At 44.4% G+C, this 17,316-nt stretch carries 16 protein-coding genes; 8 read left to right on the top strand and 8 right to left on the bottom strand.

Annotation, left to right across the window (positions count from 1 at the left end):
- The first annotated feature begins 5 nt into the window (after nt 1-5).
- The gene (locus NFI80_RS15500) at nt 6-1,166 is read left to right on the top strand and encodes an AraC family transcriptional regulator (protein WP_235156866.1); all 1,161 of its coding nucleotides are present in this window, start codon (nt 6-8) and stop codon (nt 1,164-1,166) included.
- Nucleotide 1,167: 1 nt separating this feature from the next.
- Here the strand turns inward: NFI80_RS15500 and NFI80_RS15495 are convergent, their stop codons facing one another.
- The 8 genes from NFI80_RS15495 to NFI80_RS15460 all read right to left on the bottom strand — a co-directional run bounded on the left by NFI80_RS15495 (nt 1,168) and on the right by NFI80_RS15460 (nt 11,323).
- Nucleotides 1,168-3,213: a M13 family metallopeptidase gene (locus NFI80_RS15495; RefSeq protein WP_235165124.1), complete on the bottom strand. Its 2,046-nt coding sequence runs from the start codon at nt 3,211-3,213 to the stop codon at nt 1,168-1,170.
- A gap of 29 nt (nt 3,214-3,242) precedes the next feature.
- Nucleotides 3,243-4,733, bottom strand: coding sequence for a peptide MFS transporter (locus NFI80_RS15490; RefSeq protein ID WP_235165123.1), 1,491 nt, complete (start codon nt 4,731-4,733; stop codon nt 3,243-3,245).
- Between the two features lie 162 nt (nt 4,734-4,895).
- Nucleotides 4,896-5,804 (bottom strand): DUF8428 domain-containing protein, encoded by a 909-nt coding sequence (locus NFI80_RS15485; RefSeq protein ID WP_233795143.1) that lies wholly within the window; start codon nt 5,802-5,804, stop codon nt 4,896-4,898.
- 172 nt (nt 5,805-5,976) lie between these two features.
- A complete protein-coding gene (locus tag NFI80_RS15480) occupies nt 5,977-6,756 on the bottom strand; it encodes a TPM domain-containing protein (protein WP_233795144.1) in 780 nt (259 codons plus the stop codon).
- Between the two features lie 3 nt (nt 6,757-6,759).
- On the bottom strand, nt 6,760-7,203 hold the full coding sequence (locus NFI80_RS15475; protein WP_235165122.1) for a TPM domain-containing protein: 444 nt from the start codon (nt 7,201-7,203) through the stop codon (nt 6,760-6,762).
- A 41-nt stretch (nt 7,204-7,244) separates the two neighbouring features.
- Entirely contained in the window at nt 7,245-7,826 is a 582-nt protein-coding gene (locus tag NFI80_RS15470; RefSeq protein ID WP_026631223.1) for a LemA family protein, read from the bottom strand.
- Between the two features lie 151 nt (nt 7,827-7,977).
- On the bottom strand, nt 7,978-9,171 hold the full coding sequence (locus tag NFI80_RS15465) for a deoxyribodipyrimidine photo-lyase (RefSeq protein ID WP_235165121.1): 1,194 nt from the start codon (nt 9,169-9,171) through the stop codon (nt 7,978-7,980).
- Nucleotides 9,172-9,301: 130 nt separating this feature from the next.
- Nucleotides 9,302-11,323 (bottom strand): CHU_0125 family OmpA-like outer membrane integrity protein, encoded by a 2,022-nt coding sequence (locus NFI80_RS15460; protein WP_445438750.1) that lies wholly within the window; start codon nt 11,321-11,323, stop codon nt 9,302-9,304.
- A gap of 358 nt (nt 11,324-11,681) precedes the next feature.
- Between NFI80_RS15460 and rpsL the strand changes: the two genes are divergently transcribed.
- From rpsL to rplW, 7 genes are all read left to right on the top strand, one after another.
- The gene (gene rpsL, locus NFI80_RS15455) at nt 11,682-12,095 is read left to right on the top strand and encodes a 30S ribosomal protein S12 (RefSeq protein ID WP_026631225.1); all 414 of its coding nucleotides are present in this window, start codon (nt 11,682-11,684) and stop codon (nt 12,093-12,095) included.
- Between the two features lie 117 nt (nt 12,096-12,212).
- Nucleotides 12,213-12,680 (top strand): 30S ribosomal protein S7, encoded by a 468-nt coding sequence (gene rpsG / locus NFI80_RS15450; RefSeq protein ID WP_026631226.1) that lies wholly within the window; start codon nt 12,213-12,215, stop codon nt 12,678-12,680.
- Nucleotides 12,681-12,908: 228 nt separating this feature from the next.
- Nucleotides 12,909-15,029 (top strand): elongation factor G, encoded by a 2,121-nt coding sequence (gene fusA, locus NFI80_RS15445; RefSeq protein WP_233795147.1) that lies wholly within the window; start codon nt 12,909-12,911, stop codon nt 15,027-15,029.
- A gap of 141 nt (nt 15,030-15,170) precedes the next feature.
- The gene (gene rpsJ, locus NFI80_RS15440) at nt 15,171-15,476 is read left to right on the top strand and encodes a 30S ribosomal protein S10 (RefSeq protein WP_026631228.1); all 306 of its coding nucleotides are present in this window, start codon (nt 15,171-15,173) and stop codon (nt 15,474-15,476) included.
- A gap of 281 nt (nt 15,477-15,757) precedes the next feature.
- On the top strand, nt 15,758-16,378 hold the full coding sequence (gene rplC / locus NFI80_RS15435) for a 50S ribosomal protein L3 (protein ID WP_026631229.1): 621 nt from the start codon (nt 15,758-15,760) through the stop codon (nt 16,376-16,378).
- 5 nt (nt 16,379-16,383) lie between these two features.
- Entirely contained in the window at nt 16,384-17,013 is a 630-nt protein-coding gene (gene rplD / locus NFI80_RS15430) for a 50S ribosomal protein L4 (protein ID WP_233795148.1), read from the top strand.
- Nucleotides 17,014-17,015: 2 nt separating this feature from the next.
- Nucleotides 17,016-17,303, top strand: a complete 288-nt coding sequence (gene rplW, locus NFI80_RS15425; RefSeq protein ID WP_025764313.1) for a 50S ribosomal protein L23 — start codon at nt 17,016-17,018, stop codon at nt 17,301-17,303.
- Nucleotides 17,304-17,316: the final 13 nt, after the last annotated feature.

The following is a 17,316-nucleotide window of genomic DNA, read 5'->3' as shown; positions in this document are numbered from 1 at the left end:
GCCTGATGTATAAAATAATACTTCTCCTTGACTTCGCCGAAGAATACAGCAAGAGCCTGATGAAGGGAATCAACACGTATTCGAAGGAATTCGGGCCCTGGATCTTTTGCCGGATGCCTCTTTTTCACCGCGAAACAGTGGGGATCGACGGGATTTTGAAATGGGCGCTGGAATGGAAAGCCGATGGCATCGTGGGACAGCTTTATAATAAGGACATTGAAAAAATAGTGCAGGCGGGGATTCCCGTTATAGCGCAGGATTTCAAAGAGCGTTTTGCTGAAATTCCCAACATTACCGGTGGCTATCACGAAGCCGGGCAGCTCGGCGCCGATTATTTTCTCAAAAAAGGTTTTACCAACTTCGCTTTTTACGGATTCAACGACATTGTGTGGTCGAGAGAGAGGGCTGAGGGATTTGAGGAAAGGCTGAAAAAGCGCGGGCATAAGGTTCATTATTTTGAGCACAAAAAGGCGCGTTCCACAGAGCTTTGGTATTATAAGCCCAGCTCGCTGAGCCGCTGGCTGAAATCGCTGCCGAAGCCCATCGGCCTCATGACCTGCGACGATAACCAGGGGCAGCACATTACCGAGGCCTGTCGGCAATTGGGAATCCGCATTCCCGAAGAAGTTGCTGTTTTGGGTGTGGATAATGACGAAATGATCTGCGATTTATCAGATCCGCCACTGTCGAGCATTGCATTGGATGCAGAAAAAGGTGGTTACGATGCTGCCAAATTGCTCGATCACATGATCAAGCATGGCACGGCCCATTATTATGATATCATTGTAAAGCCGGTTCAGGTTATTACAAGGCATTCCACGGATATTTATGCTACCAATGATGATCATATCGCGTCATCATTAAAATACATTCATCAGAACATTGATAAAAACCTGCACGTAGATGAGGTTGTTAAGCAGGTTCCGTTGTCCCGCCGTGCGCTGGAAAAGCGCTTTCTTGAAATTACGGGTTATCCGATTTATAAATACATTTTCAACCTGCGCATTGAGAAATTTACCCAAAAACTGCTCGATACGGATATGTCGGTTTTTGAAATTGCGCTGGATATGGGGCTCACAGACAGTAAAAATATAGCCCGCCAATTCAGGCAGGCTAAGGGGTGTAGTCCAAGTGTTTATCGCAACAGATATGTTGCAGGCAAATAGCTTACCAGATCACAATCCGGGCTGAATCGGGCAGGATCATTTTGCTATTTGGTGCGCAGTTCCATGCGGCTTCAAATTCTTTCAAATGCGGCATAGGGCCATTGATACGATCTTTTGCGGGTGAATGTGGGTCGGTTTGCACCTGGTTTCGCAATGCTTCGTTGGTCGTGTTCATATGCCAAACCTGCGCCCAGCCCAGGAAGAAGCGTTGTTTCCAGTTGAAACCGTCGATAGGAGCGGGCTCCGCTTTGCCTTTCAGGGATTTTTCCAATGCATAGTAAGCCAATGTTAATCCACCCAGGTCGGCAACATTCTCGCCGATCGTTAATGCACCGTTGATTTTAAATCCGGGTAATGCTTCAATGCCGCTGAAATAGTCGATGTATTTCTTTGTCAGCTTGTCAAAGTTAGCCCTATCAGAAGGTGTCCACCAGTTTTTAAGATTTCCCTCATCGTCAAACTGCGATCCCTGATCGTCGAAACCGTGCGTGAATTCGTGACCGATAACGGCAATGATGCCGCCGTAGTTAATGGCATCGTCGGCATCGCGGTTGTAAAATGGCGGCTGCAAAATCCCGGCAGGGAACACGATTTCGTTATTGAGCGGATTGTAATAGGCATTCACTGTTTGCGGCGTCATCAGCCATTCGGCCTTATCCACCGGCTTTCCTATTTTGTCGATCTCCTCCTTATGCGCGTAAAGCGACGCTGCAATCACATTTTCAAAAAGCTTATCTTTTACCACTTCAATGGACGAGTAATCCTTCCATTTATCAGGATAGCCGATTTTGTAGGTGAATGCTTTCAATTTTTTGTGGGCCTTCGCCTTGGTAGAATCGCCCATCCAGGAAAGTTTGTCAATACGCTCGCCGTACACCGTGCGGACGTTTTCGATCATTTCCGAAACCTTCTTCTTATCTTCCTCCGGGAAGTATTTTTTAGAGAACAATTTTCCCAAAGGCATTCCTAACAGGCCATCCGTTGAACGGATAGCGCGTTCCACTCTTGCTTTCTGCTGTTTTGTGCCGCGCATAACGGTGCTGAAAAAGCGGAAATTCTCCTGGTCAAAGCTTTTGGGGAGATATCCCGCGAACCGTGACAGAAGCTGCCATTTGGTATAAAGCTTTAATGTGGCAATCGGCGTGGCTTTGAGCAGTTTGTTTACATTTTCCAGGTAAGCTTTGTTCTGGACAACAATGCTGTCCGTCTTGATGTCTTGCTTGCCGGCAAATGTTTCAACATCAAAATCTGGAACGAGTGCCTGGAAACCTTTGAAAGACATTTTGTTATAAGTCTTTACCGGATCGCGCAGCTCAACATTTGTTAGTTGAAGCTTCGCCAGTTTCGTCTCAAAATCCAGGATCGTTTGCCCTGGTTTAGGATCCGCAAATGCTGCCAGCGAGAACATTTTATCCACATGTTTCACAAACTCCTCGCGTACTTTCACTGTGCTCGAATCTGTCCGTTCGTAGTAACTTCTCTCGCCCAGGCTCAGGCCGTCCTGCCCTTGATACAGGACATTGATTTTACTGTTTTTCAGATCCGCATCCACGCCTAAGCCCACAACCGAAGAAACACCAACCTTTTGCAATTCTCCTGAAACCGATGCAAGGTCTTTAAGGGACTGCACGCCATTTATTTTATCCAAGTACGGCTTTAATGGTGTTATAGCACGTTTTTCAATGGTGACGGTGTCCAGATAGGATTGGTAATAATCCGCAATTTGCTGTTCCTCGCTTCCTTTCTTACGATCTTCGAGCTTGACGATTTCGTTTATAATGCCTCTTAACCTTACCTCTTTGTTTTCCTTATCCAACACATTGAAAGCGCCCCAGCGGCTTTCCGTTCCGGGAATCGGGTTCGCTTTTTTCCAGCCACCATTTACATAAGTGTCAAAATCATCGCAAGCTTTCACCGTCGAATCAAGCGAGCTGATATCAAAACCAGGCACTTTTTCACGGGTGGATTCCTGATCATTCTCTTTTTTGCAGGCCGTCATCGCAAGCGAGAATGCCAGTGCCGAATAACATAAATTGGCTAATTTCATTTGTAGTGTATTGAATGTTAATTTGTTGATTACGAGATTCCGCCCATCCAGCCTTTTATAGGCTTCCAGAAAATAAGCAGGATAAAGCCGAACACGGTTGTAATAATAGCGACCTGGTTGAACAAGGCAGGCATTTGCATAATGTTTTCTTCATCAAACCCTCCTGCGAAGATCCCGGCAATGAGGTTACCCAGCGACGCGCCTACAAACCAGATACCCATCAATTGGCTTACATATCGCTTGGGGGCCAGTTTCGTATAAGAGCTCAGTCCGACCGGGCTTACGCACAATTCTCCGATCGTGTGCAGGAAATAAGTAAATGTGAGGAACAAAGGAGAAGCGAGCTGGCCGGTTACCGCAATGTTGGAAGCGGCAACCATTACAAAGAAGCTCAAACCCAACAAGATCAATCCAGCCGCAAATTTGACGGGAATGGATGGGTTAAGGTTTTTTGATGACAGATATATCCACAGGCTTGCCAGGACAGGCGCGAAAAGAAGCACGAAAGTAGGCTGGAAGTTCTGGAACCAGCTGGACGGCACTTCCCATCCGCCAATAACACGCTGGGTATGCCGCTCGGCGAAGATCTGAAGCGATGTTCCGGCCTGTTCGTAACCCGCCCAAAAAAGCGCTATGGCCAGGAACAGGATGATCAACACCACAACGCGATACTGCTCCACGCGGGTAAGGCCCCCGGCAAACAATATAAAGAGGAAGTAGGAAGCAGAAATAATGACAATGATCACACCGGCACCTTTTGCCAGCCCCTGCGCGGTGGTCATATCGAGCACGCCGGAAGTTTGCAAGACGATCAGCAGCACTACGAGTGCGCCGATGAAAAAGTAACCGAGCCTTTTGTTGGCTCCGTTTTGCGCATCGGATTCGGCCGTAGCGATCCTGGCTGGTGGCACGTCACCCATTCCCTTAAGATAGCGGGCGCTTCCGTAGCGGAAAACGATCAATCCAAGAAGCATTCCAATGGCGGCTGCTCCAAAGCCCATATGCCAGCTTACCCGCTCTCCGAGATAACCTACAATGGCAATTCCAAGGAACGAGCCGAGGTTAATGCCCATATAAAAAATGGAGAATGCTGCATCACGCCGCGCACCGCCCTCGGGATAAAGCTCGCCTACGATCGAGCTGATGTTTGGTTTCAATAAGCCGGTTCCGACAGCCACTGTCGTGAGCCCTAAAAAGAATAGCGTGCTGCCGCCTGGAATTGCCAGGATAATGTGGCCCAGCATGATCACGATCCCGCCATACCAAATGGCTTTTTTCTGCCCCAAAATATTATCTGCAAGCCACCCACCAGGCAGTGTCAGCAAGTATACAGATGCAGTATATAAGCCATAAATCGCGGCTGCTTCGCCTGCGTTCATGCCCATCCCGCCGCGTACAGCGTCGAGGAGAAAAAGTAAGAGGATTGCACGCATCCCGTAGTAGCTGAACCGCTCCCACATTTCCGCGAAAAAAAGGACATATAAGCCTGTGGGGTGCTTTTGGGAAATCTGTGCAGACATAGAAGAGAAGTGTTTTATTTGGTTTAGCGGGCTGTTTTTTGAAAAAATGATAGCACAAGATATGAAATAACGATAAATATAAATAAACGGATAAAATAAATGCGGTAACCAGCCACATCGGGCCAGTTACCGCATTTACATAAAATTAGGTTATTTACATCCTTACTTCACTGAGAACGAGCCTTCTCCAATTGAGAAACCTTCTGAGTAAAGTTCGATCGTGTATTTTCCCGACGCAAATGACGCATCCCTGTCATAAAGAATACTTACGTCCTGGTTATTATTGGTATAAGATACATCCTTACTAATGGTATATCCTTGTTCCTGGCCATTATAGTCAAATACGCCGGATCCGGTTTTCGTGTCCGAGATTGTTGCTCCGGATGGATCAATGATACGCAGATAAATGGTTTTGTTATCTGCCGCAGTCAATGGATTTTTTTCAAGAATAAAATCAACCCGGACCTTATCCACTCTTTTGGCTTTCACATTTTCGCCTTCTCTCACTTTTCCTTTGGACGAAACAGCATAAACCTTCACGTTCCGTGCGCGCAATGCTGCAGCCATTGTAACTTTGGATTCCAGTTCGGTGTTTTTGGAAACTACACCTGAAAGGGAATCACTGATGGCCTGTTTGGTCGTTTCCAGTGTTGTTTTCTCCTGAACCAAGGTTTCGTTCTGGCTGATCAGCTGCTGGTTCTCTTCTCTGAGCTGCGCAATTTCTTCGTCTTTTTTGTTCAGAAACGCTTCATACTCTTTCACTTTTTTGCCCATGGTAACATTGCCTTTACGCAATGCAATACGGTCATTTTCGAGGGCTGCTTTCACTTTCTGCAACTCCTCAATGTCGCCACCCAATCCCTGAACTTCCTGGATACGTGCGTCGAGTTGTTTCGAAATAGAATCGAGCTTGATTTCTGCTGATGCGAGCTCGTTTACACGAGATTGCAGATCTGTTTCCTGCTTATTAGTGATATTGCGCTCATTGTAGTATAGATAACCAAATACTGCCGCAAGAATTGTCATAAGGATCAACCCGACCAATAGACCGGTATTATTCTTCCTTTCCATATAATTTTGTTTAGGTTAAATAAAATAATTAATGGATAATGTCAAAAAACTATGCCAACACTATACGTTATCGGATAAGCATTAAATGCAAAAAAGGAAGGCCTTACGCAAATTTGCATAAGGCCTTCCTTTTAAATATCAATTGCTTTATAACTAACTCTTTAATAGCAACTTAATAATCTCCTCCTGCGCCTCCGCCACCAAAGCTTCCCCCTCCGAATCCTCCAAAACCACCTCCGCCTCCGCCACCTCCGCCCCAGTTCCCGGAAAAGCTTCCTCCCCCGGAATGGGTAGTATATGGCCAAATGATCGGTCCGCCAAATCCGCCCAAACCGCCGCGTCCGCCTCTGCCGCCACCATTATTACGGTTTCGGAACATGAAGATCATAATCACGACAAATATGATTACGAAGATCAGCAATGGTGAGGATGATTCGTCGTCATTAGCCTGTTTGGGATCGGCTTTGTATTCGCCGGTCGCGTATTTGAAAATCATGTCCACGCCTTCATCCAAACCTTCATAAAACTGATTGTTTTTGAATTTGGGCGTGATCACCTGTGAAATGATCCTTTTGGCAATGGCATCGGGAATGGCACCTTCCAGCCCATAACCAGTGCTAATGTACACTTTCCGGTCTGTGGGCGCCCATAGCAACACGATTCCGTTGTCTTTGTCTTTTTGTCCGACACCCCATTCCCGGCCAAGCTTCAATGCATAATCCGCCAATGGGTAGTCACCAGTTGTAGGCACAATAACGATCACAATCTGCGAGGAAGTGGAGTCATTGTAGGCAACGAGTTTCTGTTCCAGCTGTGCCTCTTCGCTTGCACTAAGCTGATTGGCAAGATCATTCACCAGCCGCGGAGGATTGGGCCTTTTGGGTATATCCTGCGCTGCCACACGTAGGAATGTGAAGCAGATCAGACAAAAAATAATGAGGGCTTTCTTCATAGATCAGTGCCCGAACGAAATATCGTCCGGTAGTTCGTTGATGTCGCCAGATTGGTAGGGAAAATGCTTTTTCAATTGAAAACCGGCTTCTGCGATTCCTTTTGCAAGCCCTTCCGAATACTGCCCGTTTGAAAAATATTGCCGGAGAAGATCTTTTGTACTATTCCAGAAATCAGCGGTAACCTTCGCATCAATTCCTTTATCTCCTAAAACAGCGAACTTACGGTCTTCATATGCCAGGTAAAAAAGCACCCCGTTTTGTTCTGCTGTTTTATCAAGATTCAGAAAAAGGAAGACTTCCTTGGCCCGCTCCATCACATCCGGATCAGGGCATTTCTTTTCGATATGCACCTTTACTTCGCCGGATGTTTGTTTTTCAGCTTGCTGAATTGCTTCAATGATAAGCTGCTGCTCCTTTTCATTAAAAAAGAGTGGATCTGTGGCCATGATGATCTGGTTTTAGTACTTAAAGAACCAATGTGCTTTTTCTAAAATTGCACGGTTGGAGCTTTGTCCGAACCAGCTGCCGCTGTGAAATAACCCTTTTGAGAGAATCCGAAGATGCCCGCAAAAAGATTGTTAGGGAATGTGCGCACTTCCTGGTTGTAATCCTTCACAACCGTATTGAAATCGTTTCTGGCTACCGTGATGCGGTTTTCTGTTCCTTCCAACTGCGCCTGAAGATCAAGAAAGTTCTGATTTGCTTTTAGTTGCGGATATTGCTCAACCGTTACAAGCAGTCGGGACAGTGCTCCACTCAACTGATCTTGTGCGCCCTGGAATTTCGCGATGTTTTCCGGCGTAAGATCTCCTGCATTAATAGTAGTTTGTGTTGCCTTGCTACGCGCCTCGATTACGGCTGTTAATGTTCCTTTCTCGAAATCTGCGGCTCCCTTAACAGTGCTTACCAGGTTCGGAATAAGATCCGCGCGACGCTGATACTGGCTTTCCACCTTCGCCCATGATTCTTTTACAACCTCGTCTTTACTTACCAGGCCATTATATTTACCGCAGCCAACGAATCCGAAAATAAGAATTACGACAATAACGGCAATGAGTCCTTTTGACATTTTATATTCAGTTTAGAGTTAATGAATTTACTTCAAAGTTGCCCAAAGCTAGCAAAATCCTTTAGAAAAACTACATGACCGGGTCGAGGCGGATTTTGTACACACTTAATACCGGATAATAGGTTTTTTCCACAATTTTGACCCTTTGGCATCAGTTTTCTCCTACACCAGCAATATTATTCCAGCGTCCCCAGTTGACGGAACCTTCGTAATCCATGAGGTGGCTTTCGAAATACATCGCCCCCCAGGTCCAGTTAATATTCAGCACATTCACCAGATAATCGGCGCATAGGGTGCGCTCGTCGGAGGTCAAGAAGCCGGTTTGTTTAAGCTTTTTCATCAATGTGTTTACTTGAGAATCAGCTGTCTGCCCGTTTGTCCAGGTTTCATATAATGCATTGTCATTTTGCCAGCGGCGGAGAAACTGGTGCTGTACACCGCTCGGCTTGAACATTCTTGGCCCAAAACGCAGCAAAGTCCAGTGGAAATAGTCTCGTGAAAGCAAGTTTTCGAGCATAGCAACATCTTCCGCGTCAGCTGGTTGCACTTTTTTTACCTGAGAGTAAATGTATCTGGCGGAAATGCAGCCCAACGAAAGCCAGTCCGACAGACGCGTATCGGTAAGCGGATCGGCGCTTTCGTAGCTCTTTCCTTCCTTTATATAGTCGGCCAGATATTTTTCCAACACTGTTAATGCGACAGATTCACCTCCCTGGCTGATATTTTGTTCATCGGCATTTTCCATTTCATCGGGATCAACGCCTATTTGTGCCAGGATCGGGATGGAGCCCGCGTCATAATCAGCCGGTAATGTTACTTTTCCGGGTTCGGGAAGCGGTTCTTTTACTTTCAGGGCATTTTCAATTCGCGTTGCGAAAGAAACGAAGTTGGCTGGAAGCTTTGCAATCGGGAACGGCAATGATGTGGCATGCATCAGCGTATCCATCCAGAAGAGCTTAATGTCAATGTTAACCGTTTTGAGATTTTTGCTCAGGGAAGATTCGATGCGCGTTTCTTCGGGAGCGATTTCTTTGCTCGTATAAACATATTCGGCATTGTATTCTTCCGCAAGTCGCGCAATGATCTTTTCGGGTTCGCCTATGCGTATCAAGAGATCGCCTCCCTTTTGTCTTAAACGGTTCCTGAGGTCGACGACGGACTGGATTAAAAATTGTCCCCGCATGGCGCCTGTGCGGCGGAAGCCTAATCTTGTCTTATCGAATTGCCGTGGATCGAAAACGTAAACGGGTAAAATTTCACTTGCTGATGCGACAGCAGAAAAAAGTGCTTCATTATCGCGTAAACGCAGGTCATTTCTAAACCAATAGATGATTCGCTGAGCCATTAATACTAACTAAATAATCTGAAAATCGAATTTTAAAAATACAAACATACAAAATTTGAACCTGGGCATAACCAAAGAAGCCCGGTCCAGGGCATTGCCGGGACCGGGCTTCTATAATATTTGGCAAATGTTAGTAACTCAGGATCGTGAATTCCGTTCTCCGGTTGCGCTGGTGTTCTTCCTCGGTTTTGGCATTCGGAATGATGAGTTCGCGCTCGCCATAACCTTTGGCAACCATCCGGTCGGCATCTATTCCCTTTGTATTAAGATAAGTCACGGCCGATTCTGCCCTGTTTTGTGAAAGCGTCATGTTATAGGCGTCCGTTGCACGCGCATCCGTATGAGAGCTCAGCTCGATTTTCATCGTAGGATTATCTTTCAGGATCTGCACAAGCTTATCCAGCTCAATGGCCGCATCCGGGCGAATGTTGTATTTGTTCAAATCGTAATAAATGTTCTCGAGAACAAATGTCTTGTTCAATTCCAGCTTATCGAGCTTAATTGTCACATTGAATGTGGTGTCGGTTAATTCTTTTGTCAGGAAGATTGGAGGGATCGAACGACCGTCCATCGAAAATGGCTCGCGTCTGCTGATATATCCTTTGCGCTGAACCAAAAGGCTGTACGACTTGCCTTCTTCAACAGGCTGTTTGCCAAATTTCCCTTCTGAATTGGAAGGCAATTGCGCAATTTCAGTATCAGAGGTGTCTGGCAGAATGCGAATGACTGCAGAATCGATCGGCGTCGATGTTCCGTTGGCGATCACATTTCCAGCCAGGAAGTATCTTACAACCTTTGGCTTGCCATTGATGTATTTCGGGTTATTAGGATTCAGAGGATCATTCGGATCGTTGTTTTTAGCGACCGTAGTGCTATCCTCTTCTTCCGGGCCGGAGAAATAATAAATGTCGTCGTCTCCTTTGCCACCCTCGCGGTTGGACGAGAAGAAACCTTTGTTCAAGTCTTTATAAAACACAAGCCCAAAATCATCTTGAGGACTATTAAACGGCAAACCTAAATTTTCAATCGAAATAACGCCCTGCGTGCGCGTTGCTGAGAAAAGATCAAGCTTTCCGAGCCCAGGATGGCCGTCAGAAGCAAAATAGAGCTTTCCACCTTCGGCCACATAAGGGAACATTTCGTCACCAGCTGTATTAATGTCCTTACCCATATTTACAGGCTTGCTGAACCGGCCCGATGCATCCATATTGGTGCGGTAAAGGTCAATGCCGCCTGCGCCGCCAGCACGGTTTGAAGCGAAATACAATGTTTTGCCATCACGGGAAAAAGCAGGCGAACCGTCCCAGGCCAGTGAATCATTGATAGGTAAAATGGCGGGCGTAGTCCACTGTCCGTTCACATTGCGGCTTAAATACAGATCTACATCCACAGCGCCGTTTTTCTTACCTGTGTTGCCGCGTGCAAACACCAATGTCTTTCCGTCCGGAGAAAATGCGGGTGAAGCCTCATTAGCGTCTGCATCAAAAATATCATTGCTCAGCAAAACCGGCGTGCCTTGTGTAGCACCAGCATCTTCTGAAACTGAAACTTTGTAAAGGCCCAGCATAGGCTGGCCATTATTTTTGTAAACCTTTTCTTTTTTGGATGAAGAAAAAACAAGTTCGTTACCTAATATGGTCGGTGAAAATTCAGATCCGGGCGTGTTGAGCGGGATTGCTTTGGCTTCAACCTCCATCTTTGTTGTACGCAAGCGATCCGCAATTTTAAGAATCTCAACTTCACGCAATGCTCTGTCCTGCAAACTTTGAACGCCGGCAGTGTCCTTGGCATAGGAAGCAAACTGGTTGGACGCTTCTTCATACTGGCCAGCCGTTTTCAATGCATAGGCATACTGAAACCGGGCATCAGGCTTATTGATACCGGCGTCAATGGCTTTCTTATAAAAAGGAATAGATTCTTTGAAACGGTTGGACAAGCGATAGGATTCGGCAATCAGATAATCGGTTTGTACGGGCTCTATATTCGCAGCGGCAGCCTTTTCAAATGCTTTTATAGCCAGATCATATTCACCGTTTTCAAATTTCTTTTGCCCGTCTTTGTAGGCCTGCATGGCTGAGTTACAGCCGGATAAATAAGCACATATAGTAAAGAGGCTAACTATGAGGGTAAAGTAACGCCGGGAAAGTTTCATAATGTAAAGTATAAAATCAAATGATTTGACGCGCACACTGGTTTTTTGATAAACAATACTAATAAACAACGTTTGGAAATAAAATTCCGGATATGAAAGGCTAAGATTTTTATTTATTCTTCTTTGGGCTAAAATCAAGCCTGTTAATCGTTTGGCAGGGATGCGCTGAGCAATATAAGCATGTTCGTCCTGCATTTTGGCATTACAATGCTTATTTGTTCAAATGGATTTTGGAAAAAAAGAAAGTAACGTTTTGTAAATCAATGTGAGACTGTTACTTTTGCAGTCCGATTTTTCGGGAAAACTGTTTTCAAAACAATAGACTGGTGCATTAACCAGATCAAAATCAATTTGTTAAATGCCAACTATTTCACAATTAGTCCGTAAAGGTAGAGAGACCATTACATGGAAATCAAAGTCACCGGCTTTGGATTCTTGCCCTCAGCGTAGGGGTGTGTGCACCAGGGTGTACACGACAACGCCTAAAAAACCGAACTCAGCACTTCGTAAAGTAGCCCGTGTCCGTCTTTCAAACAACAAGGAGGTGAATGCCTATATCCCAGGAGAAGGCCACAACTTGCAAGAGCACTCGATCGTTTTGATCCGCGGTGGTCGTGTTAAGGATTTGCCAGGTGTGCGTTACCACATTATCCGTGGTGCATTGGATACAGCTGGTGTGAATGGCCGTAAGCAACGTCGTTCGAAATATGGTGCTAAGCGTCCAAAACCAGGACAAGTTGCAGCAGCACCAACAAAAGGTAAAAAGAAATAAAAAGTAACTCTCTCTGCTTTTATTAAGGAATTAATCTGATAAAAGGGAAGTAATCCAAGCTAATAGCCTGGGTGAATAAGTTGCAAAACGAAACCTCGTGTAAAATTTTAAGTTAAAATGAGAAAGTCGAAACCAAAGAAAAGATATATCCTTCCTGATCCAAAGTTCAGGGACGTTCAGGTTACTAAGTTCGTTAACAACCTAATGTTTGAAGGAAAGAAAAGCATTGCATTCACTATTTTCTATGATGCATTGGAGATTGTTGAGAAAAAAACTAGCGAAAGCGGTCTTGAAACCTGGAGAAAAGCATTGAACAATGTAACTCCATCTGTGGAAGTAAAAAGCCGTCGTGTAGGTGGTGCTACTTTCCAGGTTCCAACCGAAGTTCGTCCTGAGCGTAAGCAGTCTTTGGGCATGAAATGGTTGATCAACTATTCCCGTAAGCGCGGAGAAAAAACAATGGTTGACCGTCTTGCTGGTGAGATCATCGCTGCTGCAAAAGGTGAAGGAGCTGCTGTTAAGAAGAAAGATGACACGCACCGTATGGCTGATGCCAACAAAGCGTTCTCGCACTTTAGATTCTAGTCGTTGCAGAATATTGAATACAGTCGGAAGTTCGGTTTACCCGGGCTTCCGATTTTTATTTAAGATTTTTCTGAAATTTAACCTTTACATAATTGTTTTTATAATCAACAATTTATACTTTTGCGCTCTGAATTTTTGGAAGTAGTGCGTTTTCGCCATCCTCTTTTAGTTCAAATTGCTTCTGAGTGAATTGCACATCGAATATAAAATAACACATCACCATTTGTCATGGCACGTGATCTAAGATTAACAAGAAACATTGGTATTGCTGCGCACATTGATGCGGGTAAGACAACCACAACGGAGCGTATCCTTTATTACGCAGGGGTAAGCCACAAAATTGGAGAAGTGCATGATGGTGCAGCTACAATGGACTGGATGGAGCAGGAGCAGGAGCGTGGTATCACTATTACATCAGCTGCAACAACAGTTGACTGGAATTACCGTGGTGAAAAATATCATATCAATATTATCGATACACCGGGACACGTTGACTTCACAGTTGAAGTAAACCGTTCTCTTCGTGTGTTGGATGGTCTTGTATTCCTTTTTAGTGCAGTTGACGGTGTTGAACCTCAGTCTGAAACAAACTGGCGTCTGGCTAACAACTATAATGTAGCCCGTATCGGTTTCGTAAATAAAATGGACCGTTCAGGTGCAGACTTCTTGAAAGTTTGTACGCAGGTTAAAGAAATGCTTGGAAGCTACGCTGTTCCTCTTCAATTGCCTATCGGTGCTGAAGATACTTTCCGTGGCGTAGTTGACTTGGTTAACTTCCGTGGTATCGAATGGAATGAAGAAGATAAAGGAATGACTTTCAGAGAAGTTCCTATTCCTGACGATATGCTTGAAGAAGCAACTGAGTGGAGAGAAAAATTGCTTGAAGCTGTTGCCGAATTCGACGACACTTTGATGGAAAAATATTTTGAAGATCCTACTTCAATCTCAGAAGACGAAATTCTTGCAGCTTTGCGTGCAGCAACGATCAGCATGAAAATCGTTCCTATGGTTTGCGGTTCTTCATTCAAAAATAAAGGTGTTCAAACGATGCTTGATTACGTGATGGCTATTTTGCCTTCACCGCAAGATCGCGAAAGCATTGTTGGAACAGATCCTCGCACCGGAAATGAGATCTCACGTCAGCCAACGGATTCAGATCCATTCTGCGCACTGGCGTTTAAAATTGCAACTGACCCTTATGTAGGACGTCTTTGCTTTATCCGCTCTTATTCCGGATATCTTGATTCAGGTTCTTATGTTTTGAACAACCGTTCAGGAAACAAGGAGCGTATCTCTCGTATCTTCCAAATGCACGCTAACAAGCAAAATCAAATTGATCGTCTTGAAGCGGGTGATATTGGTGCAGTTGTAGGTTTCAAGGATATCAAAACAGGAGATACTTTATCTGACGAAAAGAACCCAATCGTTCTTGAATCAATGGTGTTCCCTGAGCCGGTAATTGGTTACGCTATCGAGCCTAAAAAAGCTGCTGACAGCGATAACTTCTCTAAGGCAATCACCAAATTGATCGAAGAAGATCCTACGTTGCAAGTTGAAAGTAACGAGGAAACTGGTCAAACGATCATTAAAGGAATGGGTGAGCTTCACCTTGAAATCATCATCGACCGTATGCGTCGTGAATTCAAAGTAGAAGTAAATCAAGGAGCTCCACAGGTTGCTTACAAAGAGATTCTTACTAAGAACTATGAGCACCGTGAAGTTTATAAGAAACAAACAGGTGGTCGTGGTAAATTTGCTGATATTGTATTCGAAATCGGACCACGCGATGATAATGAAGAAGGCAAAGAACCAAAAACAGGTTTGCAGTTTGTGAATCAGATTGTTGGTGGTACTATTCCTCGTGAATTTATCGCTCCGATCCAGAAAGGTTTTGAAGCATCCATGTCAAATGGTGCACTTGCAGGATATCCATTGGATTCGATGAAAGTGCGTATTTTCCACGGATCTTTCCACGATGTCGATTCAGATGCGCTGTCATTTGAACTTGCAGCAAAAATTGGTTTCAAAGAAGCTGCGCGTCATGCAGGTTCGAAATTGATGGAGCCGATTATGCACGTTGAAGTGCTTACACCTGATGAATACACAGGACCAATCACTGGTGACCTTAACCGTCGTCGTGGTGTAATGAGAGGAATGGATTCACGTAATGGTGCTCAGGTTATCAAATGTGATGTGCCTCTTTCTGAATTGTTCGGTTATGTTACTGATCTTCGTACCATGTCATCTGGACGTGCAACAGCATCTCTGACATTCGCTTACTATGAGATCGTTCCTAACAACATCGCAGAAAGCGTAATTGAAAAAGCAAAAGGTTTAGTTAAAGCATAAATTGATCTGATCCGCTATCAGCAGCAGCTGGTAACGGATCATTTTTATATAGAAGCTGGCGAAGTAAATGGTTCTTTCGCCTGTGGATTGTCGAAACTCGTTTCGTTCAAGTGTTCTCAGAACCGGAAATAATAAAATAAGATGAATCAAAAAATCCGTATCAAACTTCGCTCTTTCGACCACAATCTGGTTGATAAGTCAGCTGAGAAAATTGTTAAAGCTGTAAAGGCAACTGGTGCTATCGTTAGCGGTCCAATTCCTTTGCCAACTAAGACTGAGAAATTCACTGTTCTTCGTTCTCCACACGTTAATAAGAAGTCACGTGAGCAATTCCAGCTTTGTACTTACAAACGTTTGGTAGACATTTTCTCTACAAGTGCAAAAACTGTTGATGCACTGATGAAGCTTGAATTGCCAAGCGGTGTTGACGTAGAGATTAAAGTATAGTAATAAGGGCTTATTCAGTTAAGCCAAAGACATCAATTGGATGAAGGTCCGTTTCCGGAAACCACATCTGAGCTCAGAAAACAGCCGAATGTTCGTGCATTTAATGCATCATTCGCCAGTTCTCAAAAAATGAGGTCAGATGGTTCAATTCATCTGACCTTTTTTGCTGATTATCAGCGAGAAATATTTTAAAGCTGCTAGGATGCGTGAATTTGATTTCATACCTTTGCAGTCCGTTTTAAAGAATAAGGGTCTTTACCTGCTAATTTTAATTTCAAAACATGTCTGGTTTAATTGGTAAGAAAATCGGAATGACTAGTTTGTACAATGCTGACGGGCAGGCTCTGGCATGTACTGTAATTCAAGCTGGTCCTTGTGTTGTTACACAAGTTAGGTCCGAAGAAAAGGATGGCTATAAAGCTATTCAGTTAGGTTTTGGTGAAAAGAAAGAGAAAAGTTCTTCCCAGCCTATGATTGGCCACTTCAAGAAAGCCGGTACAACTCCCAAACAAAAAGTGGTTGAGTTTAAGGAATTCGAAGTGGAACATGAACTTGGAACTTCATTATCTGTTACGGATATCTTTGAAGAAGGCGAGTTTGTTGACGTAGTTGGTTCTGCCAAAGGCCGCGGTTTTCAAGGTGTTGTAAAACGCCATGGATTCGCAGGGGTAGGTGGTCAGACTCACGGTCAGCACAACAGAGCGCGTCACCCAGGTTCGATTGGTGCTTGTTCATTCCCATCACGTGTATTTAAAGGCATTCGCATGGGTGGACGCATGGGTAACAATCGTGTAAAAATTCAGAATTTACGTATTCTGAAAGTGATCCCTGAGCAGAACCTTCTGGTTGTTAGTGGCTCAGTACCTGGTTCAAAGAATTCATTTCTAATCATTGAGAAATAGCACCGATGGAACTGTCCGTATTAAATATAAAAGGAGAAGATACCGGCAAGAAGGTAAGTGTGTCTGAAGAAATTTTTGGCATCGAACCTAATACGCACGCGATCTATCTCGATGTGAAGTTATACTTGGCTAACCAACGTCAGGGAACACACAAATCAAAAGAACGTGCAGAGATTAATCACTCTACACGTAAGATCAAGAAACAAAAAGGAACTGGTGGAGCTCGTGCTGGTAGCATTAAATCTCCGGTGTTTGTAGGTGGTGGTCGTATATTCGGACCAAGACCTCGTGACTACGGTTTCAAGATCAATAGAAAAGTTAAAGTTTTGGCTCGTAAGTCAGCTTTCTCTGCAAAAGCGAAATCTGATTCGATTTCAGTTCTTGAAGCATTTTCATTTGATGCACCAAAAACTAAATCTTATTTGAATGTTTTGAATTCACTTGCATTAGTGAACACCAAAACACTCCTTATTCTTCCATCTGTTGACAGCAATGTATATCTGTCAAGCCGTAACATTCCAAAAGCAAGAGTTACGACGGTGGACGCGGTCAACACGTATGACCTGATGTATGCAGACCGTCTTTTGATAAGTGAATCTGCTCTGTCTATTTTGGAAACCCAATTGAACAAATAATCATGAGTGTACTGAAACGTCCGATTATAACCGAAAAGGTAACGGCTCAGGGTGGTCAAGGAAAATATGCCTTCGAAGTGTCCCTTACTTCTAATAAAGTAGAGATCAAAAAGGCTATTGAGAAACTGTTCGGGGTTACCGTAGAAAGCGTTCATACAATGCGCAGCATTGGTAAAAGCAAATCCCGTACATCGGGTGGTAAGTTTGTAAGTGGAAAAACTTCAACTATCAAAAAGGCTATCGTAACAGTAGCTGAAGGTGAAATCATCGATATCTACGGTGAAGCATAAGAATAGTTGAGCG

Source organism: Dyadobacter chenhuakuii (assembly GCF_023821985.2).
GTDB classification, from domain to species: domain Bacteria; phylum Bacteroidota; class Bacteroidia; order Cytophagales; family Spirosomataceae; genus Dyadobacter; species Dyadobacter chenhuakuii.
The sequence above is the reverse complement of the archived record's forward strand: the minus strand, read 5'-3'. Positions and strand labels throughout refer to the sequence as shown.

What these genes read in the sequence shown, in the direction of transcription:
- NFI80_RS15465 (WP_235165121.1), bottom strand. Translation starts at nt 9,171, where the DNA reads ATGGCTCAGCGAATCATCTATTGGTTTAGAAATGACCTGCGTTTACGC.
- NFI80_RS15495 (WP_235165124.1), bottom strand. Translation starts at nt 3,213, where the DNA reads ATGAAATTAGCCAATTTATGTTATTCGGCACTGGCATTCTCGCTTGCG.
- rplW (WP_025764313.1), top strand. Translation starts at nt 17,016, where the DNA reads ATGAGTGTACTGAAACGTCCGATTATAACCGAAAAGGTAACGGCTCAG.
- rpsL (WP_026631225.1), top strand. Translation starts at nt 11,682, where the DNA reads ATGCCAACTATTTCACAATTAGTCCGTAAAGGTAGAGAGACCATTACA.
- NFI80_RS15475 (WP_235165122.1), bottom strand. Translation starts at nt 7,203, where the DNA reads ATGGCCACAGATCCACTCTTTTTTAATGAAAAGGAGCAGCAGCTTATC.
- rplC (WP_026631229.1), top strand. Translation starts at nt 15,758, where the DNA reads ATGTCTGGTTTAATTGGTAAGAAAATCGGAATGACTAGTTTGTACAAT.
- NFI80_RS15470 (WP_026631223.1), bottom strand. Translation starts at nt 7,826, where the DNA reads ATGTCAAAAGGACTCATTGCCGTTATTGTCGTAATTCTTATTTTCGGA.
- NFI80_RS15500 (WP_235156866.1), top strand. Translation starts at nt 6, where the DNA reads ATGTATAAAATAATACTTCTCCTTGACTTCGCCGAAGAATACAGCAAG.
- fusA (WP_233795147.1), top strand. Translation starts at nt 12,909, where the DNA reads ATGGCACGTGATCTAAGATTAACAAGAAACATTGGTATTGCTGCGCAC.
- rplD (WP_233795148.1), top strand. Translation starts at nt 16,384, where the DNA reads ATGGAACTGTCCGTATTAAATATAAAAGGAGAAGATACCGGCAAGAAG.
- rpsG (WP_026631226.1), top strand. Translation starts at nt 12,213, where the DNA reads ATGAGAAAGTCGAAACCAAAGAAAAGATATATCCTTCCTGATCCAAAG.
- NFI80_RS15485 (WP_233795143.1), bottom strand. Translation starts at nt 5,804, where the DNA reads ATGGAAAGGAAGAATAATACCGGTCTATTGGTCGGGTTGATCCTTATG.
- NFI80_RS15490 (WP_235165123.1), bottom strand. Translation starts at nt 4,733, where the DNA reads ATGTCTGCACAGATTTCCCAAAAGCACCCCACAGGCTTATATGTCCTT.
- rpsJ (WP_026631228.1), top strand. Translation starts at nt 15,171, where the DNA reads ATGAATCAAAAAATCCGTATCAAACTTCGCTCTTTCGACCACAATCTG.
- NFI80_RS15480 (WP_233795144.1), bottom strand. Translation starts at nt 6,756, where the DNA reads ATGAAGAAAGCCCTCATTATTTTTTGTCTGATCTGCTTCACATTCCTA.
- NFI80_RS15460 (WP_445438750.1), bottom strand. Translation starts at nt 11,323, where the DNA reads ATGAAACTTTCCCGGCGTTACTTTACCCTCATAGTTAGCCTCTTTACT.